The following is a 23,999-nucleotide window of genomic DNA, read 5'->3' on the forward strand; positions in this document are numbered from 1 at the left end:
TCTGATCCTGAGGGCCTCGTTCCTCAAACCGGTCCACATGTCCGCAGTCGCCAACCTTCATCGGCCGCTGGATCCCCAGGCGCTTCGGCAAACCCTGGAGGCCCATCGTCGCTACCTCGCCCACCGCACCGGCGGGCGGCGGGCGAATCTGGCCTATGCGGATCTCTCGGGCCTGAAGCTCGAGGGTCTTGACCTCAGCGACGCCGACCTCACCGGCGCGCGGCTGTCGGGCGCCATGCTGGCTGGCGTGAAACTCGACCGGGCGATCCTGTTCGGAGCGGACCTGCGGGATGCGAACCTGCGCAAGGCCAGCCTCTCCAAGGCCGACCTGCGCGGCGCCTCTCTGCGCGGCGCGAACCTGACCGGCGCCAATCTGGCCGGCTGCGACCTGCGCGAAGGGCGCATCGCCCTGCAGGACCGCACCGAGGGCTTCCGCTATCTCGACCACGCCGGCGGCCCGGGCGAGCTCAATTTCGCGGTGCTGGCCGGCGCCGATCTCACCGGCGCCCAGATGACCGGGGCTTCGGCCCTGGCCACCGATTTCACTGACGCCAACCTGACCGACGCCCAACTGGGCGGGGCGCGCCTGATCAAGGCCAAGCTCGATGGAGCCAACTTGACCGGGGCCCAGGTGGCGGGCGCCGACCTCTCCGGCGCCTCGCTGCGGCGCGCCATCCTCATTCGCGTGGATTTCAGTTTCGCCACCGTCGAGGGGGCCGACCTTTCCGACGTGCTGCGCGCGCCGCCGGCGGTGGTCTATATCGACGAGCGCCCGCTCAGCCAGGTGCTGGCCGCGCACGAAGCCTTTTGCGAGAGCGGCGGCCGCGCCGGCGCCGCGGCCCGGCTGGCCGACGTCGACTTCCGCCCCGTCGTCACGCTCAAGCGTCGCAAGCTCAGCGGCCTGGTCGCGCCGGGCTCAGTGCTGTTCGGGATGAATCTCGAGGGCGTCGAGCTGCAAGGCGCGGATCTGTCGCGCTGCGACCTGCGTGGGGCCAATCTGCGCATGGCCGACCTGCGGGGCGCGCGTTTGATCGACGCCCAGCTGACCCGCGCCGACCTGCGCGGCGCGATCCTCGGGCCGCTGGAGATCGGCCAGGGCCGCTTCGTCCGCGCCGACCTCTCGGGCGCCAACCTGCGCCAGGCCGACCTGCGCCGCGCCTTCGCGCTGCGCGCCCGCTTCGTGGAAGCCGACCTTTCCGACGCCAAGCTCGACGGCTGCGTGCTCACCGACGCCGAGCTGGACGGGTAAGGTCGTCAGTTGCTCCCCCGCAGGGGAGCTGTCAGCCGCATGGCTGACTGAGGGGGATTGCTGACTTAGCAGACCCCCTCCGTCTCGGCGCTGCGCGCCGATCCACCTCCCCCGAATGGGGAGGAATTCCCCTACATCCCGTGCTTCAGCGGCTGCAGCCCCTGCCACACCGGCTCGCGCTTCTCCGACTTGGCCGCGAACGCCTCGCCCATGTGCGGGCCCGAGAACATCCCGGTCTGCCAGACGGCGATGTAGTCGAGGCCGTCCTGGATGGTGTGGTCGCGGGCGTAGTTGATCATGACCTTCGAGCCGGTGACCGCCAGCGGGGCCTTGCTGGCGATCTCGTGGGCGGTGGCCAGGGCGTGGGCGACGCACGCCTCGTGGGTCGGCAGCACCTCGTTGACCCAGCCGATCTCCTTGGCCTTGGCGGCCGGCATGCGGCGGCCGGTATAGGCCATCTCGCGCACCCAGCCCTCGGGGATCAGCTTGCACAGCCGCGGGAAGGTCCCGACGTCGGCGGTCATGCCGATGTTGATCTCCTGGATGCAGAAGAACGCGTCGGCGCTGGCGTAGCGGATGTCGCAGGCGCTGGTCATGTCGACCGCCCCGCCGATGCAGCCGCCCTGGATGGCGACGATCACCGGGATGCGCGCGGCGTCCAGGCAGCCGAAGCAGTCCTGCAGCCACAGGATATGATGGCGCTGCTGCTCGGCGTTGATGTGGCGGTCCTGGTTCTGGTTGGCCGAGGACGAGCCGCCGCCGCCGAACACCGCCAGGTCCATGCCGGCGCTGAAGTGCTTGCCGGTCGAGGAGATCACGATCGCCCGGGCGCGGGCGTTGTGGTCGATGTCCTTCACGATCACCGGCAGCTCGTTCCAGAACTCGCGGATCATCGAGTTCATCGCCTCGGGGCGCTTGAGCTGGATGTGGGCGACGTGGCCGTCGAGGCTGACGTCGAAACAGGTCCACTCGGTCGAAAAGGCGTCGGTCATCGGCTGCTCCCTGAATTGTCGCGCAGTCATATCGCGCGCGACGTCAGGGAAGGGGAGTGGTTTTCCCTCCCCTTCATGGGGAGGGAGCGCCCTCAGCCGTAGCGCATCTTGCCGAGCGCGCTGGCGACGTCGGTCAGCAGTTGCGAGGGCTTCAGGCCGCCCTTCCACTTCTCGAAGGCCATGACGTTCTCGATGCGGGCGTCGACGAAGGCGGCGGCCGCGTCGCGGCCCGACGACAGCCGGATCGCCAGCGCGCTGGCCAGGATGCCCGAGAGGATCGCGCGCTTGGAGTAGTGGTTCTCGTCGGTGGCCGTGTCGCCGGCCCAACGCCACAGCTGATCGGCGCTCTCCCACAGCAGACGCAGCGCTAGCGGCAGGTGTATCGGCAGGGCGAGGAAACCTGCCCAACGCCGGACGGCGGCCTCGTCCTGGGCCGCGATGTCGATCCGGGTCATCGCCGCGGTGCGGATGCGCTCGCGGATCTTCAGGCCTTCGGGGGCGGGCAGGGCGGCCAGGGTCAGGGCGTCGTGTCGCTTGCCCAGCAAGGCGGCGAGATCCCTGGGGCCGTGCGGCAGCAGCAGCTCGACGTCGGCGTCCGACAGCCCCGCGGCGGCGCCGGCCGCCTTCACCGTCGGCCAGGTCCAGCCGCGATCGGCTGCAATCTGCAAGGCGGCGTCGAGAACCTGCCGTTCGGCGTCCTGCGCCCAATCGTCTATATTGGCCATGCGCGGCATCTTAGCGGCGGTTTTTCCGCCTGTCCGCCGTGGACATCGCCGCCGGGTTCTGATATCTCGCCGCGCTCAACCCGAAGGGCCTTCGCTCGACGGGTCGCAAGGCTTTTATCCGTTCGCCGCCGCCTGATGTCAGGAAGGCCGAGCGGGAACGGGTGATAGGAGAGAGACCTCTGGTTCAGATTTTCGTCCGCGACAACAACGTCGATCAGGCCCTCAAGGCGCTGAAGAAGAAGATGCAGCGCGAAGGCTCGTTCCGCGAAATGAAGCGGCACGTGCACTATGAAAAGCCGAGCGAAAAGCGCGCTCGCCAAAAGGCCGAAGCCGTGCGCCGCGCGCGCAAGCTGGCCCGCAAGCGCGCTCAACGCGAAGGCCTGATCGCCGCGCCGAAGAAGCCGAGCCGGTAAGAAATTAAGGCTTTATGCCTAAGTGTGGGGGGCCGCGCGGGAGACTGCGCGGCCCTTTGCATGTCTGGATCCGGGCCCGGTCAAGCTCGTTCAACGAACCGCGATATTCGGTCGCGCGGCACGAGGCTTGCTAGTGCCCCTGGCCACTCCCACCTACAGTGGGATTTGAGAGACACTTTTCACGAAGGCGCGTCATGAACCTGCGTAATCTCGCCATCTGGGGCGTCATCGTCGTCGTCCTGATCGGCCTCTACAGCATGATGACCGGCGGCAGTCAGGCGGCTGGCGCTTCGGGCCAGATCTCCTACTCGCAGCTGCTGAGCAAGGTGAACTCGGGCGAGGTCAAGGCCGCGACGTTCCGCGGCACCGCGATCGAGATCAAGGATGCGGGCGGCAAGTCCTACACCGCGCTGACCCCGAACAATCAGGACGACCTGATCAAGCGGCTGGAATCCGGCGGCGCCGACATCAGCGTGAAGTCGGCCGGCGGCGGTCTGCTGGGCCTGTTCCTGAACAGCCTGCCGATCCTGCTGCTGATCGGCGTCTGGATCTTCTTCATGCGTCAGATGCAGGGCGGCGCCCGCGGCGCCATGGGCTTTGGCAAGTCCAAGGCCAAGATGCTGACCGAGAACAAGAACCGCGTCACCTTCGACGACGTCGCCGGCGTCGACGAGGCCAAGGAAGAACTGACGGAAATCGTCGACTTCCTGAAGGACCCGCAGAAGTTCCAGCGCCTGGGCGGCAAGATCCCGAAGGGCGCCCTGATGGTCGGCCCTCCCGGCACCGGCAAGACGCTGCTGGGTCGCGCCGTCGCGGGCGAAGCCGGCGTGCCGTTCTTCTACATCTCCGGCTCGGACTTCGTTGAAATGTTCGTCGGCGTCGGCGCCAGCCGCGTGCGCGACATGTTCGAGCAGGCCAAGAAGAACAGCCCCTGCATCATCTTCATCGACGAAATCGACGCCGTCGGCCGTCACCGCGGCGCCGGCCTGGGCGGCGGCAACGACGAGCGCGAGCAGACCCTCAACCAGCTGCTGGTCGAGATGGACGGCTTCGACCCGTCGGAAGCGATCATCGTCATCGCCTCGACCAACCGTCCCGATGTTCTGGACCCGGCCCTGCTGCGTCCGGGCCGCTTCGACCGCCAGGTCGTCGTCCCGAATCCGGACATCGGCGGTCGCGAGCGCATCCTGCGCGTCCATATGAAGAATGTGCCGCTGGCGGCCGACGTCGAGGTCAAGACCATCGCTCGCGGCACCCCGGGCTTCTCCGGCGCCGACCTGGCCAACCTGGTCAACGAAGCCGCCCTGATGGCCGCGCGCAAGAACCGCCGCATGGTCACCCAGCGCGACTTCGAGGACGCCAAGGACAAGGTCATGATGGGCGCCGAGCGCAAGTCCATGGCCATGACCGAGGACGAAAAGCGCCTGACCGCGTACCACGAAGGCGGCCACGCCCTGATCGCCCTGAACGTCCCGGCCACCGACCCGGTGCACAAGGCCACCATCATCCCGCGCGGCCGCGCCCTGGGCATGGTCATGCAGCTGCCGGAACGCGACCAGCTGTCGATGTCCTACGAGCAGATGACCTCGCGCCTGGCCATCCTGATGGGCGGCCGGATGGCCGAGGAGATCATCTTCGGCAAGGACAAGATCACCTCGGGCGCTTCGTCCGACATCGATCAGGCGACCAAGCTGGCCCGCGCCATGGTCACCAAGTGGGGCTTCTCCGACAAGCTCGGCGTCGTCTCGTACGGTGAGAACCAGGACGAGGTGTTCCTCGGTCACTCGGTGTCGCGCACCCAGTCGGTTTCGGAAGAGACCGCCAACCTGATCGACGCCGAAGTGAAGCGTCTGGTCCAGGGCGGCTTCGACGAGGCCCGCCGGATCCTGACCGAGAAGCTCGATGACCTGCACACCCTGGCCAAGGCTCTGCTTGAGTACGAGACCCTGACCGGCGACGAGATCATCAACGCGCTGAAGGGCGTCCCGCCCGTCCGCGACGACGCCGACTCCAAGCGGCCCACGGGCCCGTCGGTGGCGGTGCCGATCTCGCCGCGGCCCGAACCGGCCTAAAGGTCGACCAGACCTAGCGAACTTGACGCCCTCCCGGCCCCGCGCCAGGAGGGCGTCTTGCTGTCTGCGCTTAGAGGAGGTTCGCCCATTCCCGGTTCGGTGAAGGTCATGGGGATCGTCAACGTCACGCCCGACAGCTTCTCGGACGGCGGCCGCTTCCTCGATCCTGACGCTGCCCTGACTCACGCGCGGCGACTGATCGCCGAAGGCGCCGACATTCTCGACATCGGCGCAGAGTCCACCCGCCCCGGCTCCGAGCCGGTATCCGCCGAAGACGAGATCGCCCGCGCCGTGCCGCTGATCGCGGCGATCCGGGCCGAGAGCCCGGTCGCCATCTCGATCGACACCATGAAGCCGCAGGTCGCCCGCGCCGCGGTCGAGGCGGGCGCCAACATCTGGAACGACGTGGCGGCCCTCCGCTATGCGCCGGACGGGCCGCAGGTCGCCGCCGAGCTGGGCTGCGATCTGGTGCTCATGCACATGCGTGGCGAGCCGCGCACGATGCAGGCCGATCCGCAGTACGACGACGTTGTCGGTGAGGTCTGTGAGTTCCTGGCCGAGCGCGCCGCTGCGGCGATGGCCGCTGGGGTGGCGCGCGAGAAGATCTGGCTCGATCCCGGGGTCGGCTTCGGCAAGCGGCCCGAGCACAACCTGGCGCTCATCGCCCGCCTGGACGCGGTGGCGGCCCTGGGTTTCCCGGTGCTGCTGGGCGTCAGCCGCAAGCGGTTCATCGCCGCGCTCGACCCGGCCGCCGGCGCGGCCCTGGACGGACGCTTGGCGGGCTCGCTGGCCGCCGCCCTGGCTGGCGTCGCGCGCGGGGCTGAAGTCTTGCGGGTGCACGACGTCGCCGAGACCGTACAGGCGCTGAGAGTGTGGGACGCGGTGGCCGCCGCCCGCTAGCCGCGGCCGACGAACGGCATCTTGGTCGCCATCACGGTCATGAACTGGACATTCGCGTCCAGCGGCAGGCCCGCCATGAACACCACGGCGTCGGCGACGGCCTTGACGTCCATCAGCGGCTCGGGCGCGAACGAGCCGTCGGCCTGCGGCACGCCCTTGGCCATCGCCAGGGTCATCTCGGTGGCGGCGTTGCCGATGTCGATCTGACCGCAGGCGATGTCGTAGGCGCGGCCTTCGAGCGAGGCCGAACGGGTCAGGCCGGTGATCGCATGCTTGGTGGCGGTATAGGCGACCGAGAAGGGCCGTGGCGCGTGGGCCGAGATCGAGCCGTTGTTGATGATCCGCCCGCCGCGGGGCTCCTGGGCCTTCATGAGCCGAAACGCCGCGCGCGTGCAGAGGAAGGCGCCCGTCAGGTTGGCGTCGACCACTCGCCGCCAGGCGTCCAGAGACAGATCCTCCAGCCGCCCCCCGGCCGAGACGCCGGCGTTGTTGAACAGCACGTCCAGCCGTCCGAACCGCGCCTGCGCCGCTCCGAACGCAGCGTCGACAGCGGCCTCGTCGGCGATGTCCGCCGCCTGGATCAGCGCCTCGCCAGGCAGGGCGGCGGCGGTTTCTTCCAGCTTGTCGGCGCGGCGGCCGACGAGGACGAGCGAATAGCCGGCTTCTGCGAGAGCGATCGCGCTGGCGCGTCCGATCCCCGATCCGGCCCCGGTGACGAGGGCGACTTTCATGGCTGGCAGGTTAGCAGCGGGCCGGGCGCAAGCGCCACAGTGGACGACCGCGCAAATCCCGATGCATTCGCCGCCCGCTCGCGCTACCTCCAGTCCATGAGCGAGACCTTGGGCCGAGTGCTGATCATCGCAGGTTCGGATTCCGGCGGCGGCGCCGGGATCCAGGCCGACATCAAGACGGTCACCATGCTGGGCGCCTATGCGGCGACGGCGATCACGGCGGTGACCGTGCAGAACACCCTGGGCGTCACGGGCGTTCACCCGATCCCGGTCGAGGTGGTCGAGGCCCAGGCCCGGGCGGTGCTGGACGACATCGGCGCCGATGCGATCAAGACCGGCATGCTCGGCGATGTGGCGATGGTCGAGACTGTCGCGCGGATCCTCGACAGCACGGCCGCCCCGGCGGTGATCGATCCGGTCATGGTGGCCAAGGGCGGTTCGAACCTGCTGGCGCCCGAGGCGGTGGACGCGGTGCGCAGCCTGATGATCCCGCGCGCGGCGTTGCTGACCCCCAATGCGCCCGAGGCCGAGGCCCTGACCAGCCTGGCGGTCGAGAGCCTGGACGACCAGCGCCGGGTCGGCGAGGCGCTGCTGAAGCTCGGCGCCCGCGCGGTGCTGATGAAGGGCGGCCACGTGCCGGGCGAGACCGTCACCGACGTGCTGCTGACGCCGCAGGGCGAGACGACCTACGAGGGCGAGCGGATCCACACCCGCCACACCCACGGCACCGGCTGCACCCTGGCCTCGGCCTGCGCCGCCGGCCTCTCGCAGGGCCTGCCGCTGACCGAGGCGGTGGCTCGCGCCTGGGCCTATGTGCACGAGGCGATGCGCGCTGCGCCCGGCCTCGGCGGCGGCCATGGTCCGCTGGATCACGCCTGGGCGCTGCGGGGCGGCAAATGAGCGTGGATCTTGCGGGGCGGCTCGAGGCTATCGTCCGCTCCACCCCCAGCCTGATGCACGTGCTGACGACGGTGCGGGGCTTGAACCTGCCCGACTGGCTGGTGTTCTCGGGCGCGGTCTATCAGCCGGTGCTGAACCACCTGACCGGCCGCGATCCCGACTACGGGATCAAGGACTACGACCTCGGCTACTTCGATGCGTCCGACACCTCCTACGAGGCCGAAGACGTGGTGATCCGGCAGGTGGCCGCCGCCTTCGAGCCGCCGTTCCAGGAGATGGTCGAGGTCCGCAACCAGGCCCGCGTGCACCTCTGGTTCGAACAGAAATTCGGCGAGTCGTACGAGCCGCTGAGCTCCAGCACCCAGGCGCTGTCGCGGTTCACGTCGACGGTGTTCGCTGTGGGGGTGCGGCTGGAAGACGACGGCCGGCTGACTGTCCACGCCCCGTTCGGGCTGGAGGACCTGTTCGCGATGCGCCTGCGGCCGAACCCGAGCCGCAGGACCGGCGGCTTCCTGCGCACCGCCCAGGCCGCTCAGCGCCGCTGGCCGGAACTGTCGATCCTGGACGGCTGAAGCGCGAAGGCGCGAAAAAGGGGCGGCCTCGCGGCCGCCCCTTCCCGGTGTCTCAAGCCCTCGCCTTAGCGGCGATAGTCGGGGCCGTAGCCGTAGCCATAGCGGCGGTCGTCGCGATCTATGCGGCGGGCCAGCTGATCGTAGCGGCGGTCAAGATCCTGGCGCTCCCACTGGCTCAAGCCGTCGCGGCTGTAGCGCCAGGCCAGACGTTCGGTATTGCTCACCTCGCGGCGCAGCCAGCCGGCGGCGCCCGAGTTCAGCGAGCCGGTGCCCTCGGCGCGGTCGATGCGCCACATCAGGCGGTCGGCGCGGTTGTTGTCGAAGCGCTGAGTGCGATCATAGCGGTCGGGGCCGCCGTACGGCTGGGCCGCGGCGGGAACGGCGGCGGCAGCCAGGGCGGAAGCCGCAGTCAGGGCCAGAACGAGCTTTTTCATGACGGTCCTCCTTGGACATCCGCGTCGCGGGGAAGCGACGTTGATGGGCAAAAGACCATGGGCGACCTGAAACGGGTCTGAGGCCGTCGTTGTCTGTCGTTCAGCTTGATTAGGGGCGGGTCAGGCCGCGGCGACGGCGCTGCTGGCGTTGGCGCCGGCAGCGGCGGCCTCGGTCAGAGCCCGGCTGATCGCTTCGTAGAGCTTGGCGATCTCGATCGGCTTGGCGACGTGGCCGTCCATGCCGGCCGCCAGGTACTCTTCGACCTGATGCGACAAGGCGTTAGCGGTCAGAGCGATGATCGGGGTGCGCAGGCGGCCGGCCTCGCGCTCGGCGGCGCGGATGGCGCGGGCGGAATCGATGCCGTCCATGACCGGCATCTGGATGTCCATCAGGATCAGGTCGTAGGACCCGTCGCGCCAGGCTTCGAACGCCAGACGGCCGTTGGCGACGATATCGATGTCGATGCCCAGCGAGCCCATGACCGCGGCCAGCACCTGCTGGTTGGTCGGGTTGTCTTCGGCGGCCAGCAGGCGCAGCGCGCCCTCGTCGGTTTCCTCGGTCGCCACCGGCGCGGCGATGGTCTCGCAGGCCAGCTCGCCGCGCTCCAGCGGCAGCTCGACGGTGAACACCGAGCCTTGGCCCTCGCGGCTCTCGACGCTGATCACGCCGCCCATCATCTGGATCAGCTCGCGGCAGATGGCGAGACCAAGGCCCGTGCCGCCGAAGCGGCGGGTGGCGGAGTTGTCGGCCTGGGTGAACTTCTCGAACAGCCCGGCCTGTTTTTCGGTGGCGATGCCGACGCCGCTGTCGCGAACCACCAGGCGCAGCACGCCCGACGGGCCGACGTCGAAGCGGGCGCTGACTTCGCCTTGCAGGGTGAACTTGACGGCGTTGGAGAGCAGGTTGCCGACGATCTGGCGGATACGGTCGGCGTCGCCGCGCCAGGCGCCGCGGGCGTCCTCGGCCACCTCGACCTTGAAGTCGAGGCCCTTGCCCTGGGCGATCACCGAGAACGAGTCGCGGGTCGGGGCGACGGCCGCTTCCAGGTCGAAGTCGTCGACCAGCAGCGTCAGCTTGCCGGCCTCGATCTTGGAGAGGTCGAGCACGTCGTTGAGCACGGCCAGCAGCAGGCCGCCCGACTGACGGATGACGTCCAGACGCTCGCGCTGCACCTGGGTCAGGTCGCCCATCGACATGACTTCGGCCATGGCCAGCACGCCGTTCAGCGGCGTGCGGATCTCGTGGCTCATATTGGCCAGGAACTGCGACTTCAGCACGTTGGCGGCGTTGGCCGCGTCGCGCGCCTCGACCAGTTCGCGCAGGGTCCGTTGCAGCGCTTGCTCGCGCTCGTCGAGCTTCGCCAATAAGTGGTTGAAGCTGTCGGTCAGGCTGCGGAACAGGGCGTCGTCGGCCTCAACCTCGACGGGCGCGAAGCGTCCGCTGGCGGCGACATCGTGCATCGCTTCGGAAAGCTTGAGCACGGGCGCGATCACCCGAGAGGCGAGTCCGCGCGCGAGGAACAGCGCAACGCCGACGCCGCCGAACAGCAGCGCCAGGGTCAGGGCGACGAACTGCGGCAGCAGGGCCGTGAAGGCGGGGGTCTCGAAGGTCAGGCTGAGTTCGCCGACCGCCCGGCCCTCCGCCATCAGCGGAGTGGTGATGACTTCGAAGGACTCCGAGGTCAGCGGCGTCGGACGGGCGAACCGCGCGACCGTGCCGCCGGATTGATCCTTGAGAACCGCCAGGGTGACGCTGCCGTCGCTGCCGAGCGTAGCAATGGAGAGCTTTGCCCCGTCGCGGTCTCCGGCCGCGAGGGCAGGGGCGGCGGCGCGCGCCACGACGTCCGACAGAGCGCGGTGGGCCTGGTGGTTCTGCTCGCGGGCGACGGCCCACTGCTGGAGCATGAAGGTCAGGCACGCGGCCACCAGGACGACCACGGTCGTGATCAGAGCCACCCCCGCCACGCGTGCGTGGAAGGTCATCTGGGGCCGAGAAACGGTGGTGCGAGGCTGGTCAGTCATGGAGCCCGGGCTTCATCCGAGCTCCCGATTTAGGCGAATTCTCCTAACGGTTCGCTTCCAGAAGGCTCGCGCGGGGCGCGAACTGTGGCGCCAAAGCCACGATCACAACCGTCGAGCGATAAAATCGTGGTTAATGGAACATGAATCTCCTAGGTGGAATTTAACCTCCGGTTTACCTTGACGGAGTTGGTTAATTTCCTCGGAGGGGTTCCCCATGGAAAAGGCGTTTGTCGCGCAGCGTGTCGCGACCAAGTTGTTCTCGACGGAAGCGGCGGTTGACCAAGCCATGGTCGAAGCCACCGAACTGCTGGCCGATCTGCTGAAGGCCCGTTCGGAAGTTAACGCCTCGCTCGTCTTCGCTGACGAAGTGCAGGTGAAGATGGTGGAAGCCATCAAGGCCCTGGGAGAAGCCCGGAGCGCCATGGTCGGTGCGCACAACGAGCTGGCGGAAGCCCAGCTGCGCCTCGGCATCCGCACCAAGCTCGGCTACATGGACAAGCCGGCGATGCGTAAGCGCGAAACCGTGACGGCGATGCGCGAAGTCGGCTAAGCCGATTTGGTTGCAATAGATTAACTGGTGCTGCGCCCCTAATGCGAGTTAGGGGCGCTGTGCTATGCCGACATCACCGATCGTTCTTGGCCTGATCGCCCTCACCTTGGGCATCTCGCTGCTGGCCCTCTGGAAGGGCACCTTCGCCGAACGGGTCGGCGGCGCCATCGTGGGCGCCAATGTCGTGCTGTCGATCCTCAGCGGTCTGCTGTTGCCGGACTCGGCCCAGGCGCTCGCACGGCTCACCCTCGACGGCCTCACCGCCATCGGTCTGCTGATCATCACGGTCAGCTTCGCCAGTTTCTGGCTCGGCGGCGTTATGCTGCTCTATGCGGTGCAGTTCAGCCTGCACGCGTTCTACATCGTCACCTCGCGCCCGGTCGACGTCATGTACATCTGGATCAACAATCTGAATTTCCTGGGAATTAGCGCCTGCCTGCTGGCCGGGGCAGTGGTCGGTCTGCTGCAGCGCCGGCGCCGGGCCGTCTAGCGACCGCAAAGGTTCCCGCGACGAGCGTCCGAAAACTTTTGCTTGCGCTGCGCCGCGATCCGGAGTTTCTCCGCCGCGGGCCACACCCCCCCAACGGGGTGCTGCTCATCTGTAAGGATGGGAGACATCGATATGACGACCCTCGCCAAGCCGGCCATGCGTCCGGCTCGCCCCGAGTTTTCTTCCGGCCCCTGCGCCAAGCGCCCCGGCTGGACCCCCGAAAATCTCCAGAACGCCGTGCTCGGCCGCTCGCACCGCTCGAAGCTGGGCAAGACGCGCCTGCAGGATGCGATCGAACGCACCCGCCAGGTGCTGGAGGTTCCGGACGAGTTCCTGATCGGCATCGTGCCCGGATCGGACACCGGCGCCGTGGAAATGGCGATGTGGTCGATGCTCGGCCCCAAGCCGGTCCAGCTGCTGGCCTTCGAGAGCTTCGGCAAGGATTGGGTCACCGACGTGACCAAGCAGCTGAAGCTGCCGGCCGAGGTCCTGGACGCGCCCTACGGCGAGCTGCCGGACCTGACCAAGGTCCGCAAGGACGCCGACTTGGTCTTCACCTGGAACGGCACCACCTCGGGCGTCCGCGTCCCGAGCGCCGACTTCATCGCCGCCGACCGTGAAGGCATCACGATCTGCGACGCCACCAGCGCCGCCTTCGCCCAGGACCTCGACTGGGCCAAGCTCGATGTCGTGACCTTCTCCTGGCAGAAGGCGCTGGGCGGCGAAGGCGCGCACGGGATCCTGATCCTGTCGCCGCGCGCCGTGGCCCGCTTGGAAAGCTACACCCCGGCCTGGCCGATGCCGAAGCTGTTCCGCATGACCAAGGCCGGCAAGCTGGCCAAGGACATCTTCGAAGGCGCGACGATCAACACGCCCTCGATGCTCTGCGTGGAAGACGCCATCGACGCCCTGAAGTGGGGCGCCCAGATCGGCGGCCTGACCGAGATGCAACGCCGCGCCGACGCCAACCTCGCGGCCCTGGCCGCCTGGGTCGAAAAGACCGACTGGGTGGACTTCCTGGCCGCCGACCCGGTGACCCGGTCGAACACCTCGGTCTGCCTGAAGGTGGTCGACGCCCGCGTCGCCGCCCTGGCGGACTACGCCCAGGCCGACTTCGCCAAGAAGCTGGCCTCGGTGCTCGAAAAGGAGGGCGCGGCCCTCGACATCGGCGGCTACCGCGACGCCCCGGCCGGCCTGCGCATCTGGTGCGGCGCCACGGTCGAGACCTCGGACATCGAGGCCCTGACCCCGTGGCTCGACTGGGCGTTCGCCACCACCCTCGAGCAGCTGCAAGCCGCCTAAGGCCTTCCCGCGTCTTCGCGACTTCACGCCCGTAAACCGCGTGGAGCCGAGGACGCCTACCCCCATTCCTGCAAGGAAACTCCCATGCCCCGCGTCCTTATCGCCGACAAGCTGAGCCCGGCCGCCATCGACATCTTCAAGCAGCGCGGCGTCGACGCCGACGTGAAGACCGGCCTGTCGAAAGAAGAACTGCTCAAGATCATCAACGATTATGACGGCCTGGCCGTCCGCTCGGCCACCAAGGCCGACAAGGACGTCATCGCCGCCGCCGGCAACCTGAAGGTCATCGGCCGCGCCGGCATCGGCGTCGACAACGTCGACATTCCCGCCGCGACCTCCAAGGGGATCGTGGTGATGAACACCCCGTTCGGCAACTCGATCACCACCGCCGAGCACGCCATCGCCATGATGTTCGCCCTGGCTCGCCAGCTGCCCGCCGCCGACGTCTCGACCCAGGCCGGCAAGTGGGAAAAGAACCGCTTCATGGGCGTGGAGCTGTACGCCAAGACCCTCGGCCTGATCGGCGCCGGCAACATCGGCGGCATCGTCGCCGACCGCGCCAACGGCCTGAAGATGAAGGTCGTCGCCTACGACCCCTTCCTGTCGGCTGAACGCGCCGTCGAGATCGGCGTCGAGAAGGTCGAGCTGGAAGAGCTGCTGGCCCGCGCCGACGTCATCACCCTGCACACCCCGCTGACCGACAAGACCCGCAACATCCTGTCGGCCGAGAACCTGGCCAAGACCAAGAAGGGCGTGCTGATCGTCAACTGCGCCCGCGGCGGCCTGGTCGACGAAGCGGCCCTGCGCAAGGGCCTGGACGACGGCCACATCGGCGGCGCGGCCTTCGACGTGTTCGTCGAGGAGCCGGCCAAGGACAACGTGCTGTTCGGCGCCGAGAACTTCATCGCCACGCCGCACCTGGGCGCTTCGACCATGGAAGCCCAGGAGAACGTCGCCCTGCAGGTCGCCGAGCAGATGAGCGACTACCTGCTCACCGGCGCGGTCTCCAACGCCCTGAACAGCCCGTCGGTCACCGCCGACGAAGCCCCGAAGCTGAAGCCCTTCGTGGCCCTGGCCGAGCGCCTCGGCGCCTTCGCCGGCCAGATGGTCGACGTCGAGGTCAAGGCCGTGGACATCGCCTACGAGGGCGAAGTCGCCAACCTCAACACCCGACCGCTGACCGCCGCGGCGCTGGCCGGCGCCATGCGCCCGATGCTGGCCGAGGTGAACATGGTCTCGGCCCCGGCCGTGGCCAAGGATCGCGGCATCACCGTCTCGGAGAGCAAGCAGGACGATTCGCCGATCTTCGACAGCCTGGTGCGGATCACCGTCACCACGGCGCTCGGCAAGCGCTCGTTCGCCGGCACCGTGATCGCCGGCGCGCCGCGCGTCGTCGAGGTCAAGGGCATGGACCTGGACGCCCCGTTCGCCCCGACCATGCTCTACGTGAACAACCTCGATAAGCCGGGCTTCATCGGCGCGCTCGGCGCGCTGCTGGCCGAGGCGCAGGTCAACATCGCGACCTTCAACCTCGGCCGCGTCTCGGCCGGGGAAGACGCCATCGCCCTGGTCGGCGTCGACCAGGATCCGGGCGACACGCTGATCGAGAAGATCCGCGCCCTGCCGCACGTCAAGGAAGCGCGCACTCTGCGCTTCTGATCTGTCGCAGGCCGCGCCGCCTTGCCGGGCGGCGCGGCCTCGCGCACCATCGGCCTCCCAAGGTTCAGCAAGCTGATCGGGAGCCGCCGTGAGCCGTGAAAAATACACCCGTCCGCTCGCCGACGGCCGGCGCGGCCTCTGGTGGACCGACCGGCTGTGGGCGCTGAGCGCCGGCCTGCCGGTCGAGCAGGTGAAGCTTGCCGAGATCGGCGAGTTCGAGGTCGATTGCTGGTTCCAGGAGCGTCACGTGCCCAGCGTCCGCAAGGTCGCCGAGCATGCGCGGCGGATCTTCGACGCCGACCTGGCCTATCCGGTGATCCTCTGCGCCGAAGGCCGGCTGATGGATGGCGGGCACCGCCTGGCCAAGGCCTGGATGGAGGGGCGCGAGGACATCCCCGCCGTCCGTTTCCTGTCGACGCCCGATCCGGACGAGATTCTCTAGCCGCCGGACAGCGCCCCGAAGATCAGCACCTCGTCGGCGTCGCTCACCGCCTGGCCGATGTCCTTGGCGCGGTCGCCGTTGCGGAAGATCCGCATGTGGCGGCGGATGCGGTCCTGCTCGTCGATCACCCGGAATTTCAGGCCTGGAAAGCGCCGGTCGAGGTCGTCGAGCACCTGCGCGATGCTGCCGCCTTCCGCCGCCAGCCGGCTGGCGCCTTCGGTATAGGAGGTCAGCTGCGAGGGGATGAACACCTGAACCATCAGAGCGGCGCCGCGACCACGGAATAGATTTCCGGCAGGTGCCGGGCGATCGGCCGCCAGCCTTCCCCCTCGTCGTCGCTCATCCAGACCTCGCCGTTGGTGGCGCCCAGATAGAGCCCGACCGGATCATTGGCGTCGGCGCAGAAGGCCTGCCGCTTGACCGTGAACCAGCCCTGCTCGGTGGGAAAGCCGGCGTCGTGGCGTCGCCAGCTCCGGCCGGCGTCGGACGTGCGGTAGACTGCTGGCCGTCCGCCGGGACTGGTGCGCGGCCAGACCTCGGTGCCGTCCATTGGAAACACCCAGGCGCTGTCGGCGTCGCGCGGGTGCGGCACGATGGTGAAGCCGATGTCGCCGATCTCCTGGGGCATGGCCTGGCCGATCCTGTCCCAGCGCTCGGCCGGGCGATCGAGACGGTAGATGCCGCAATGGTTCTGCTGCCAGATGCGGTCGGGCATGGTCGGGGCCAGGGCGATGTAGTGGGCGTCCTGGCCGTACTCCGGATAGGGGTCGGGGAAGAAGTTGGCTTCGACGCCCTGGTTCAGCGGCTTCCAACTCGCCGCCTGATCCAGGCTTTCGAACACGCCGCCGGTCGAGGTGGCGATGTACATGTGGCGCGCATCGCGCGGATCGATCTGGATCTGGTTGAGCAGCGCGCCGTCGGGCGTGCCGCCGTCGGCCGGACACCAGTCCCAGTATTGCGGATGGTCGTTGAAGCCGGCGACGCCGTCCCAGGTCGCTCCGCCGTCGGTGCTGCGGAACAGGCCGGGCGGCGAGGCGCCGGCCCACCAGACGCCCGGCTCGCTGGCGTGACCCGGTTCCAGCCAGAATGCATGGTCGACCGAGCGCGCTGCTCCTTCGCCCTCGACCTTGGGAAAGGCGGGCGGCCGCTGCGCCTCCGTCCAGGTGCGCCCCTCGTCCGTGGAGCGGAAGATCGTCGGGCCGAGATGGCCGGTCGAGGCGGCCATCAGCAGGGTCTTTCGGTCGCGCGGGTCGAGCACCAGGTGGTTGACGATGTGGCCCAGGAAGATCGGCCCCTGCACCGACCACGTCTGGCGTGCGGCGTCGCTGCGATAGATCCAGGCGCCCTTGCGGGTGCCGACGAGAAGCTGAACTGCGGCCGACATCTGGACCTCCCGTTCGTCTCTTTGCAGCGAGCATAGCACCGGCTTGGGGCCTACGGCGCCACCGGGAGGTGCTTGACTCTCTCGCTGCCGAAACTAGAACAAAAGTAGAACTTCGGAGAACGAAAAAGCCATGTCCGGTTTTCGCGACAGCCGCCTGGCGGCTCTCAAGGCGAAGATCGCCGCCCTCGAGGCGGGCGGACGGGCGGACTCCGAATCCTTGCCGTTCGGGGCGGGCGCGATCGACGCCTGCCTGCCGGGCGGCGGGCTGCCGCTGGGCCAGTGGCACGAGTTGCGCGGGGCCGGGATGGAGACCGAGCTCGGCGCCTGCCCGGCCGCCTTCGCCGCCCTGACCGCCGCGCCGCTGGCCCGCCGCGGACAGGCGGTGTGGATTCTGCGGCGCGACGATCTCTTCGCCCCTGGCCTGGTCGGGCTCGGCTTTCCAGCCGAACGACTGATCCAGGTCTGCGCCCGCGACGAGGACGAGGCTCTGGCGGTGGCCGAGGACGCTTTGTCGACCCTCGGCGTGGCCGCCGTCTTCGCCGAGGTGGAGGGGGTGGACCTGACCGCCGGGCGGCGCCTGCAGCTGGCCTGCGAGAAACACGGGGCCACCGGATTGATGATCCGTCGCCGGCCCTATGGCGGGCAGGCGCGCAAGGAGACGGCGGGCTCGGCCGCCGCCACCCGCTGGAAGATCACGCCTGCGCCCAGCGAACCTGGGCCGGGAGAATTCGGCCTGGGGCCGCCGCGCTGGCGGGTCGAACTGGAACGCTGCCGGGGCGGGCGGACCGGCGCGTGGCTGATGGAAGCCGAGGCCGCATACACCTGGGAGGCCGAGAATGGCCCGCATCCTCTGCGCCTGGTCGCCGAACTGGGCGATCGCCAACTGGCGCCGGCGGAACCCCTCCGACTCTCCGCCTGAGCCCTTCGCCCTGGTCGAAACCGTCAAGGGCGCGCGCCGGCTGGCGGCGGCGGACAAGGCCGCCCGGACGCTCGGCCTGTTTCCTGGACAGAAGGCGACCGACGCCATGGCGCTGGTCCCCGATCTGGTCGTCGCCGAGAGCGAGCCGGAGGCTGACGCCGCGGCCCTGACGGCCCTGGCCGACTGGTCGGTGCGCTATTCGCCGGCAGTGGCCGAAGATGCCCCGGACGGCCTCTTCCTCGACATCAGCGGCGTCGCCCATCTGTGGGGCGGCGAAGCGCAGCTGCTCGCCGACTATCGCGCGCGGCTAGGGGGCAACGGGATCTTCGTGCGTGGCGCGGTCGCCGACACGCCTGGTGCGGCCTGGGCGCTGGCCCACTACGGCCAGGGGGCGGAGATCATCGCCCTGCCGAATGGCCAGGCCGACCTGCTCGCCTATCTGCCGCCGGCCGCCCTGCGGCTGGAGCCGGCGGCGGCGGCCCAGATGGAACGGCTGGGCCTGCGGCTGCTGCTGCAGATTCTGGGCCTGCCGCGCGCGCCGCTGGCCCGCCGGTTCGGCCAGCAGACCCTGGTGCGGATCGACCAGGCCATGGGCCGCGCGGAGGAGGCGCTGAGCTTCCGCCGCCCGCCGCATCCCTGGTTCGCAAGGCTGGCCTTCTTCGAGCCGATCAGCGCCCTGGAGGACCTGCAGCGGGTGACCCGCGACGTCGCCGCCAAGCTGTGCGCGCGCCTGGAACAGGAGGGGCGGGGCGCACGCCGCTTCCGCCTGGTCTTCCACCGCCTCGACGGGCGGGCCTTGCCGCTGGAGATCGGGATGGCGCTGGCCGCCCGCGACCCGGCCCGGATCGCCAAGCTGCTGGCGCCCAAGCTGGAGACCATCGACCCCGGCTTCGGGATCGACGTGGTCACGCTCGAGGCCGAGGCGGTGGAGGCGGTGTCCGGCCGTCAGGTCCGCCTGGACGCCCGCGCCGAGCCGGCGATCGAGGAGGGGCTGGGGCCGCTGGTCGATCGTCTGAGCAACCGCCTGGGCGGCGAACGGGTCTGGAAGACCGCGCCCGTGCAGAGCCACGTGCCGGAGCTGTCGGCGCGCCCGGCGGCGCCGCTGGCCGCCGTCCCGCCGCGGGCCTGGAGCCCGGAGGCGCCGCGGCCGCTGCGGCTGTTCCGCCAGCCCGAGCCGCTGGACCTGGTCATGGCCCTGACCCCCGACGACCCGCCGCGGCAATTCCAATGGCGCAAGCGCCTGCACCGGGTGGCCCGGGCCGAAGGGCCCGAGCGCATCGGCGAGGAATGGTGGCGCGGCGACATCGACGACGTCAGCGTCCGCCACGTCCGCGACTACTACCGGGTCGAGGACCAGGACGGCGCGCGGTTCTGGGTCTATCGCGAGGGCCTCTACGAAGACGGCGTCCCGGCCCGCTGGTGGCTGCACGGGGTGTTCGGATGACCCGTTACGCCGAGCTCCAGGCCGCCACCAATTTCTCGTTCCTGCGCGGCGCCTCCCATCCCTGGGAGCTGGTTTCCGCCGCCGGCATGCTGGGGATGCAGGCGATCGGGATCACCGACCGCAACTCCCTGGCCGGGGTGGTGCGGGCCTGGACGCAGATGCGTTCGATGAAGGACACGCCCTTTGCGGTGAAGGCCCTGACCGGCTGCCGGCTGGACTTCGTGGACGGGACGCCGTCGCTGCTCTGCTATCCCTCCGACCGCGAGGCCTATGGCCGTCTGACCCGGCTGCTGACGCTGGGCCAACTGCGGGCGGAGAAGGGCGGCTGCGAGCTGCGATGGGGCGATTTCGCCGACCATGCCCAGGGCCAGCTGGTGCTGATCGTGCCGCCGGAGCGCCTGGACGACGCGTTCGAGCGCCAGGTCGTCCAGATCGGCGGCGACCTGCGCGGCGACGTCTGGCTGGCGGCCGCCCGCGACTATGGCCCGCGCGACCTGCAGCGGATTTCGCGGCTGGCGGCGCTGGCCGAACGCGCCGGCGCGCCGATGGTCGCCACCAACGACGTCCTCTACCACGCCGCCGAACGCCGTCCGCTGCAGGACGTGCTGACCTGCATTCGCGAGACCTGCACCATCCACGAGGCGGGGCTGCGGCTGGCCGCCAACGCCGAGCGGCACCTGAAGTCGCCGGCCGAGATGGGGCGACTGTTCGCGCGCTATCCCGGCGCGGTCGAACGCAGCCTGGAGATCGTCGAACGGATTGAGTTCGACCTCTCCCAGCTCAGCTACGAATATCCGGACGAACCGGTGCCGCCGGGCAAGACCGCGATCCAGCACCTGCGCGATCTGACCTGGGAAGGCGCCCAGTGGCGGTTCGACAAGGGCATGGGCGACAAGGAGCGCCGCACCCTCGAGCACGAGCTCGCCCTCATCGAGAAGCTCGGCTTCGCCAACTATTTCCTGACCGTGCACGACATCGTCGCCTGGGCGCGCAGCCAGGACATCCTCTGCCAGGGTCGTGGCTCGGCGGCCAATTCCTGCGTCTGCTTCTGCCTGGGGGTCACGGCGGTCGATCCGACCAAGGACGACCAGGACCTGCTGTTCTCGCGGTTCATCTCCGAAAAGCGCGGCGAGCCGCCGGACATCGACGTCGACTTCGAGCACGCCCGCCGCGAAGAGGTGATGCAGTACGTCTATCGCCGCTATGGCCGCGACCGCGCCGCCATCGTCGCGACCGTCATCCATTACCGGCCGCGCATGGCGATCCGCCAGGTCGGCAAGGCGCTGGGCCTGACCGAGGACGTCACCGCCGCGCTGGCCGGCACCATCTGGGGCAGCTGGGGCGAGGAGGTGCCCGACAGCTATATCGTCCAGGCAGGGCTCGATCCGACCAATCGCGAGATCCGCCGCGCGGTGAGCTTGGCGACCCAGTTGCTGAAGTTCCCGCGTCACCTGTCGCAGCACGTCGGCGGTTATGTGCTGACCCAGCGGCGGCTGGACGAGACCGTGCCGATCGGCAACGCGGCCATGAAGGACCGCACCTTCATCGAGTGGGACAAGGACGACATCGACGCGCTCGGCCTGATGAAGGTCGACGTGCTGGCGCTGGGCATGCTGACCGCGCTGAAGAAAAGCTTCGACATGATCCCGCCCGAGGACGTGGGACGGCCGATCACCGATATCGCCCACATCCCGCAGGAGGTCCCGGAGGTCTACGAGATGCTGAGTCGGGCGGACTCGGTCGGGGTCTTCCAGGTCGAGAGCCGGGCGCAGATGTCGATGCTGCCGCGGCTGAAGCCTAGGAAGTTCTACGACCTGGTCATCGAGGTGGCGATCGTCCGCCCCGGCCCGATCCAGGGCGACATGGTCCATCCCTACCTCAAGCGCCGCGATGGAATCGAACCGGTCGACTATCCGCGGCCGGGCCTGGAGCATCCGCAGGACGAACTAGAAAACATTCTCGGCAAGACCCTGGGCGTGCCGCTGTTCCAGGAACAGGCGATGCGCATCGCCATCGAGGCGGCCAAGTTTTCGGAGAACGACGCCGACGGCCTACGCCGGTCGATGGCCACCTTCCGCAATCTCGGCAGCGTCGGCGAGTACGAGACCAAGTTCCTGGAGGGCATGAAGAGCCGCGGCTACGACCCGGCCTTCGTCGAACGCTGCTTCAAGCAGATCGAGGGCTTCGGCTCCTATGGCTTTCCGGAAAGCCACGCGATCAGCTTCGCGCTGCTGGTCTACGCCTCGGCCTGGGTGAAGTGGCGCTGGCCGGACGCCTTCCTGGCCTCGCTGCTGAACAGCCAGCCGATGGGGTTCTACCAGCCCGCCCAGCTGGTCCGCGACGCACGCGAACACGACGTCGAGGTGCGCGGCCCCGACGTGCTGGCCAGCGACTGGGACTGCACCCTGGAACCGGCGACCCGGGAGGGTCGCCTGCGGGCGGTGCGGCTGGGCCTGCGCCAGATCAAGGGGTTCAGCGACGATGAGGCCAAGCGGCTGGTCGCCGCACGGGCTGAGGGCGTGCGCAGCGTCGAGGGCTTTGCGGTCCGCGCCGGGCTGTCGCGCCGCTCACTGGAGCTGCTGGCCGAGGCCGACGCCTTCGCCTGCCTGGGCCTGTCCCGCCGCCAGGCGCTGTGGGCGGTGAAGGGGCTGGCAGATGAATCCAGCAGCCTGAAGACCGCGCCGCTGCTGGCCGCCATGGGGGTCAAGGAGCATCAGGTCGAACTGCCGCTGATGAGCCCGTCGCACGAGGTCGAGGAAGACTACCGCACCACCAGCCTGTCGCTACGCGCCCATCCGATCAGCTTCTTCCGTGAAAGCCTGGGCAGCCTCGGCGCGGTCCGGGCGGCGGACCTGAAAAACCTCCGCGATCGCAAGCTGGTCTCGATCGGCGGGCTGGTGCTGGTGCGCCAGCGGCCGGGCACCGCCAAGGGCGTGACCTTCCTGACCCTGGAGGACGAGACCGGGGTCGCCAACATCGTGGTCTGGCAGGACGCCTTCGCGGCCAATCGGCGGCTGGTGATGACCTCGTCGTTCATGGTGGTGCACGGCCAGATCCAGAGCGAGAGCAACGTCATCCACGTGGTCGCCCGCCGGTTCACCGACCTGTCGCACCGCCTGGCCGAGCTGAAGGACGAGGACGGGCCGGCGCCGCAGATCCGCAACCGGGTGACCGGCGGCCTGATCCGCAGCCGCGACTTCCACTAGGCCTTGACCACGGGGCGGCATGGCCGAATTCTCCGGCGCCGCTCAGGGGGGAACGCCATGCTGCGTTGGGGTGCGATCGTCTTCGGAAGCCTGGCTTTGGCCGGCGCGGCCCAGGCCGCCGACGGGCCGAAGGTCAAGGTCGAGAGCGGGATGCTGGTCGGCGCCCAGACCGACCGCGCCAAGATCTTCCGCAACGTGCCCTACGCCGCGCCGCCGGTCGGAGAGCTGCGCTGGGCGGCGCCGAAGAAGCCGCTGGCCTGGAACGGCGAACGCGACGCCACCGCCAACGGCCCATCCTGTCCCCAGAAGATGAACGCCGACGGCGCCCCCAACGAAGGCAGCGCCAATGGGCCGACGAGCGAGGACTGCCTGCAGCTCAACGTCTTCGCGCCGCTGGAGGCCAAGAAGGCGCCGGTCATGGTCTGGCTGCATGGCGGCGGCCACAAGACCGGGGCCGGCTGGATCTATGACGGCCAGAACTTCGCCCGCGACGGCGTCGTGCTGGTGGCGATCAACTACCGGCTCGGGCCGCTCGGCTACTTCGCCCATCCGGCGCTCGGAAAGGACCAGGGCGGCAACTACGGGCTGATGGACCAGGTCGCGGCCCTGCAGTGGGTCAAGCGCAACATCGCCGCCTTCGGGGGCGACCCCGGCAACGTCACCATCTTCGGGGAAAGCGCCGGCGGCGCGAGCACCCTGGCCCTGCTCGCCGCGCCGGCCGCCAAGGGCCTGTTCCACAAGGCCGCGGTGCAATCCGGCGGCGGCTGGAGCCCACCCGAGACCTTAACGCAGAAGCAGGCCGAGGGCGTGGCCCTGGCCGGCAAGCTCGGCGCGAGCGACCTGGCGCAGCTGCGGGCGCTGCCGGCGCAGACCCTGGCCGACGAAGGCGCCGGCGGCGACTACGGCCCGTTCGTCGACGGCCGCCTGCTCAAGGAGACGCCCGCCCAGGCCTTCGCAGCCGGACGCGAGGCGGACGTGCCGCTGATCATCGGGGCCAATTCCGGCGAGGATTCGCTGCTCGGCCGCCGGCTGCCCAACGCCTCCACCATGGCCGCCGAGATACCCGCATCGGTGAAGGCGGCCTATCCTGACGAGGCGGCGAAGGGCGACGAGGCCTTGGTCCGCGCCGCGTTCGGCGACCGCTACATGGTCGGGCCGGCCCGCTGGCTGGCGGGCCAGGCGGCGGGCGGCAAGCCGGCCTGGCTCTACCATTTCAGCTATGTCGGCTCGCGTTTCCGGCCGATGGGCGTGACCACCGCCGCGCACGCCGCCGAGATCCAGTACGTGTTCGAGTACTGGGGCCGGCGCACGCCGCTGAGCATGGTGGCGGCCGACGACCGGGCCATGGCCGACCTGATGCACGGCTGCTGGGTCGCCTTCGCCAAGACCGGCGCGCCCAAGTGCGCCATCGCCTGGCCGGCCTATGCCGCCGCGCGCGACGAGCTCGTCGAATTCGGGGCGACGAGCGGCGTGCGGACCGGCTTTCGCAAGCGCCAGCTCGACGCGCAGGAGCAGGTCGCGCTGCCAAGCCTGGCCGTGCCGGAGAACTGAATCGCCAAGCTCGGCGTTCTGAGACTCTGGCCGCAGGGGAGT

Annotated in this window: 22 protein-coding genes; 15 read left to right on the top strand and 7 right to left on the bottom strand. The window is 69.3% G+C overall.

Annotated features, from left to right (window positions below; genetic code table 11):
• The first annotated feature begins 37 nt into the window (after positions 1-37).
• Positions 38-1,249, top strand: a complete 1,212-nt coding sequence (locus ACSQ2H_RS01410; protein ID WP_436059696.1) for a pentapeptide repeat-containing protein — start codon at positions 38-40, stop codon at positions 1,247-1,249.
• Positions 1,250-1,380: 131 nt separating this feature from the next.
• Here ACSQ2H_RS01410 and ACSQ2H_RS01415 read toward each other — a convergent pair whose 3' ends face one another.
• Complete coding sequence (locus tag ACSQ2H_RS01415; protein WP_436059697.1) at positions 1,381-2,241, bottom strand: crotonase/enoyl-CoA hydratase family protein; 861 nt, start codon at positions 2,239-2,241, stop codon at positions 1,381-1,383.
• A gap of 92 nt (positions 2,242-2,333) precedes the next feature.
• Positions 2,334-2,966: a COQ9 family protein gene (locus ACSQ2H_RS01420; protein WP_436059698.1), complete on the bottom strand. Its 633-nt coding sequence runs from the start codon at positions 2,964-2,966 to the stop codon at positions 2,334-2,336.
• 179 nt (positions 2,967-3,145) lie between these two features.
• Here ACSQ2H_RS01420 and rpsU point away from each other — a divergent pair, with 179 nt between their 5' ends.
• From rpsU to folP, 3 genes are all read left to right on the top strand, one after another.
• A complete protein-coding gene (gene rpsU, locus ACSQ2H_RS01425) occupies positions 3,146-3,379 on the top strand; it encodes a 30S ribosomal protein S21 (RefSeq protein WP_111275467.1) in 234 nt (77 codons plus the stop codon).
• Positions 3,380-3,573: 194 nt separating this feature from the next.
• A complete protein-coding gene (gene ftsH / locus ACSQ2H_RS01430; protein WP_436059699.1) occupies positions 3,574-5,451 on the top strand; it encodes an ATP-dependent zinc metalloprotease FtsH in 1,878 nt (625 codons plus the stop codon).
• 108 nt (positions 5,452-5,559) lie between these two features.
• Positions 5,560-6,351 (top strand): dihydropteroate synthase, encoded by a 792-nt coding sequence (gene folP / locus ACSQ2H_RS01435; RefSeq protein ID WP_436063529.1) that lies wholly within the window; start codon positions 5,560-5,562, stop codon positions 6,349-6,351.
• Here the strand turns inward: folP and ACSQ2H_RS01440 are convergent.
• Entirely contained in the window at positions 6,348-7,082 is a 735-nt protein-coding gene (locus tag ACSQ2H_RS01440) for an SDR family oxidoreductase (RefSeq protein WP_436059700.1), read from the bottom strand. The two genes, folP and ACSQ2H_RS01440, sit on opposite strands and share 4 nt — an antisense overlap.
• A 96-nt stretch (positions 7,083-7,178) precedes the next feature.
• On the opposite strand from ACSQ2H_RS01440, the gene thiD reads away from it, so the two are divergent.
• Positions 7,179-7,982, top strand: a complete 804-nt coding sequence (thiD, locus tag ACSQ2H_RS01445; RefSeq protein ID WP_436063530.1) for a bifunctional hydroxymethylpyrimidine kinase/phosphomethylpyrimidine kinase — start codon at positions 7,179-7,181, stop codon at positions 7,980-7,982.
• A complete protein-coding gene (locus ACSQ2H_RS01450) occupies positions 7,979-8,554 on the top strand; it encodes a nucleotidyltransferase family protein (RefSeq protein WP_436059701.1) in 576 nt (191 codons plus the stop codon). Before thiD ends, ACSQ2H_RS01450 begins: the two co-directional genes overlap by 4 nt.
• A 65-nt stretch (positions 8,555-8,619) precedes the next feature.
• Here ACSQ2H_RS01450 and ACSQ2H_RS01455 read toward each other — a convergent pair whose 3' ends face one another.
• Positions 8,620-8,988, bottom strand: coding sequence for a hypothetical protein (locus tag ACSQ2H_RS01455; protein WP_436059702.1), 369 nt, complete (start codon positions 8,986-8,988; stop codon positions 8,620-8,622).
• 120 nt (positions 8,989-9,108) lie between these two features.
• Entirely contained in the window at positions 9,109-11,010 is a 1,902-nt protein-coding gene (locus tag ACSQ2H_RS01460; RefSeq protein ID WP_436059703.1) for an ATP-binding protein, read from the bottom strand.
• 214 nt (positions 11,011-11,224) lie between these two features.
• Here ACSQ2H_RS01460 and ACSQ2H_RS01465 point away from each other — a divergent pair, with 214 nt between their 5' ends.
• The 5 genes from ACSQ2H_RS01465 to ACSQ2H_RS01485 all read left to right on the top strand — a co-directional run bounded on the left by ACSQ2H_RS01465 (position 11,225) and on the right by ACSQ2H_RS01485 (position 15,453).
• Positions 11,225-11,560: a hypothetical protein gene (locus ACSQ2H_RS01465; protein ID WP_183775028.1), complete on the top strand. Its 336-nt coding sequence runs from the start codon at positions 11,225-11,227 to the stop codon at positions 11,558-11,560.
• 64 nt (positions 11,561-11,624) lie between these two features.
• On the top strand, positions 11,625-12,050 hold the full coding sequence (locus ACSQ2H_RS01470; RefSeq protein ID WP_436059704.1) for a hypothetical protein: 426 nt from the start codon (positions 11,625-11,627) through the stop codon (positions 12,048-12,050).
• 132 nt (positions 12,051-12,182) lie between these two features.
• Positions 12,183-13,352, top strand: a complete 1,170-nt coding sequence (locus tag ACSQ2H_RS01475) for a phosphoserine transaminase (RefSeq protein ID WP_436059705.1) — start codon at positions 12,183-12,185, stop codon at positions 13,350-13,352.
• An 84-nt stretch (positions 13,353-13,436) separates the two neighbouring features.
• Complete coding sequence (serA, locus tag ACSQ2H_RS01480; RefSeq protein ID WP_436059706.1) at positions 13,437-15,011, top strand: phosphoglycerate dehydrogenase; 1,575 nt, start codon at positions 13,437-13,439, stop codon at positions 15,009-15,011.
• Positions 15,012-15,099: 88 nt separating this feature from the next.
• The gene (locus tag ACSQ2H_RS01485) at positions 15,100-15,453 is read left to right on the top strand and encodes a hypothetical protein (protein WP_436059707.1); all 354 of its coding nucleotides are present in this window, start codon (positions 15,100-15,102) and stop codon (positions 15,451-15,453) included.
• Here the strand turns inward: ACSQ2H_RS01485 and ACSQ2H_RS01490 are convergent.
• Together ACSQ2H_RS01490 and ACSQ2H_RS01495 are read right to left on the bottom strand one after the other, a co-directional pair.
• The gene (locus ACSQ2H_RS01490; protein ID WP_436059708.1) at positions 15,450-15,713 is read right to left on the bottom strand and encodes a MoaD/ThiS family protein; all 264 of its coding nucleotides are present in this window, start codon (positions 15,711-15,713) and stop codon (positions 15,450-15,452) included. The two genes, ACSQ2H_RS01485 and ACSQ2H_RS01490, sit on opposite strands and share 4 nt — an antisense overlap.
• Positions 15,713-16,837, bottom strand: coding sequence for a glycosyl hydrolase (locus ACSQ2H_RS01495; protein WP_436059709.1), 1,125 nt, complete (start codon positions 16,835-16,837; stop codon positions 15,713-15,715). The genes ACSQ2H_RS01490 and ACSQ2H_RS01495 overlap by 1 nt, the downstream gene beginning before the upstream one ends.
• 130 nt (positions 16,838-16,967) lie before the next feature.
• On the opposite strand from ACSQ2H_RS01495, the gene ACSQ2H_RS01500 reads away from it, so the two are divergent.
• The 4 genes from ACSQ2H_RS01500 to ACSQ2H_RS01515 are packed head-to-tail and all read left to right on the top strand — an operon-like array spanning position 16,968 to position 23,957.
• Positions 16,968-17,756: an ImuA family protein gene (locus tag ACSQ2H_RS01500; RefSeq protein WP_436059710.1), complete on the top strand. Its 789-nt coding sequence runs from the start codon at positions 16,968-16,970 to the stop codon at positions 17,754-17,756.
• Positions 17,674-19,200: a DUF6504 family protein gene (locus ACSQ2H_RS01505; RefSeq protein WP_436059711.1), complete on the top strand. Its 1,527-nt coding sequence runs from the start codon at positions 17,674-17,676 to the stop codon at positions 19,198-19,200. The genes ACSQ2H_RS01500 and ACSQ2H_RS01505 overlap by 83 nt, the downstream gene beginning before the upstream one ends.
• Positions 19,197-22,406: an error-prone DNA polymerase gene (locus ACSQ2H_RS01510; protein ID WP_436059712.1), complete on the top strand. Its 3,210-nt coding sequence runs from the start codon at positions 19,197-19,199 to the stop codon at positions 22,404-22,406. Before ACSQ2H_RS01505 ends, ACSQ2H_RS01510 begins: the two co-directional genes overlap by 4 nt.
• Positions 22,407-22,463: 57 nt before the next feature.
• Positions 22,464-23,957, top strand: a complete 1,494-nt coding sequence (locus tag ACSQ2H_RS01515; protein ID WP_436059713.1) for a carboxylesterase/lipase family protein — start codon at positions 22,464-22,466, stop codon at positions 23,955-23,957.
• Positions 23,958-23,999 lie beyond the last annotated feature (42 nt).

Origin of the sequence: Phenylobacterium sp. LjRoot97 (genome assembly GCF_964254345.1) — a bacterium.
Taxonomy (GTDB): Bacteria; Pseudomonadota; Alphaproteobacteria; order Caulobacterales; family Caulobacteraceae; genus Phenylobacterium.

Excerpts from the sequence above, each read along its gene's own strand:
- ACSQ2H_RS01410 (WP_436059696.1), top strand. The coding sequence starts at position 38 with ATGTCCGCAGTCGCCAACCTTCATCGGCCGCTGGATCCCCAGGCGCTT.
- ACSQ2H_RS01415 (WP_436059697.1), bottom strand. The coding sequence starts at position 2,241 with ATGACCGACGCCTTTTCGACCGAGTGGACCTGTTTCGACGTCAGCCTC.
- ACSQ2H_RS01420 (WP_436059698.1), bottom strand. The coding sequence starts at position 2,966 with ATGGCCAATATAGACGATTGGGCGCAGGACGCCGAACGGCAGGTTCTC.
- ftsH (WP_436059699.1), top strand. The coding sequence starts at position 3,574 with ATGAACCTGCGTAATCTCGCCATCTGGGGCGTCATCGTCGTCGTCCTG.
- folP (WP_436063529.1), top strand. The coding sequence starts at position 5,560 with ATGGGGATCGTCAACGTCACGCCCGACAGCTTCTCGGACGGCGGCCGC.
- ACSQ2H_RS01440 (WP_436059700.1), bottom strand. The coding sequence starts at position 7,082 with ATGAAAGTCGCCCTCGTCACCGGGGCCGGATCGGGGATCGGACGCGCC.
- thiD (WP_436063530.1), top strand. The coding sequence starts at position 7,179 with ATGAGCGAGACCTTGGGCCGAGTGCTGATCATCGCAGGTTCGGATTCC.
- ACSQ2H_RS01450 (WP_436059701.1), top strand. The coding sequence starts at position 7,979 with ATGAGCGTGGATCTTGCGGGGCGGCTCGAGGCTATCGTCCGCTCCACC.
- ACSQ2H_RS01455 (WP_436059702.1), bottom strand. The coding sequence starts at position 8,988 with ATGAAAAAGCTCGTTCTGGCCCTGACTGCGGCTTCCGCCCTGGCTGCC.
- ACSQ2H_RS01460 (WP_436059703.1), bottom strand. The coding sequence starts at position 11,010 with ATGACTGACCAGCCTCGCACCACCGTTTCTCGGCCCCAGATGACCTTC.
- ACSQ2H_RS01465 (WP_183775028.1), top strand. The coding sequence starts at position 11,225 with ATGGAAAAGGCGTTTGTCGCGCAGCGTGTCGCGACCAAGTTGTTCTCG.
- ACSQ2H_RS01470 (WP_436059704.1), top strand. The coding sequence starts at position 11,625 with ATGCCGACATCACCGATCGTTCTTGGCCTGATCGCCCTCACCTTGGGC.
- ACSQ2H_RS01475 (WP_436059705.1), top strand. The coding sequence starts at position 12,183 with ATGACGACCCTCGCCAAGCCGGCCATGCGTCCGGCTCGCCCCGAGTTT.
- serA (WP_436059706.1), top strand. The coding sequence starts at position 13,437 with ATGCCCCGCGTCCTTATCGCCGACAAGCTGAGCCCGGCCGCCATCGAC.
- ACSQ2H_RS01490 (WP_436059708.1), bottom strand. The coding sequence starts at position 15,713 with ATGGTTCAGGTGTTCATCCCCTCGCAGCTGACCTCCTATACCGAAGGC.
- ACSQ2H_RS01495 (WP_436059709.1), bottom strand. The coding sequence starts at position 16,837 with ATGTCGGCCGCAGTTCAGCTTCTCGTCGGCACCCGCAAGGGCGCCTGG.
- ACSQ2H_RS01500 (WP_436059710.1), top strand. The coding sequence starts at position 16,968 with ATGTCCGGTTTTCGCGACAGCCGCCTGGCGGCTCTCAAGGCGAAGATC.
- ACSQ2H_RS01505 (WP_436059711.1), top strand. The coding sequence starts at position 17,674 with ATGGCCCGCATCCTCTGCGCCTGGTCGCCGAACTGGGCGATCGCCAAC.
- ACSQ2H_RS01510 (WP_436059712.1), top strand. The coding sequence starts at position 19,197 with ATGACCCGTTACGCCGAGCTCCAGGCCGCCACCAATTTCTCGTTCCTG.
- ACSQ2H_RS01515 (WP_436059713.1), top strand. The coding sequence starts at position 22,464 with ATGCTGCGTTGGGGTGCGATCGTCTTCGGAAGCCTGGCTTTGGCCGGC.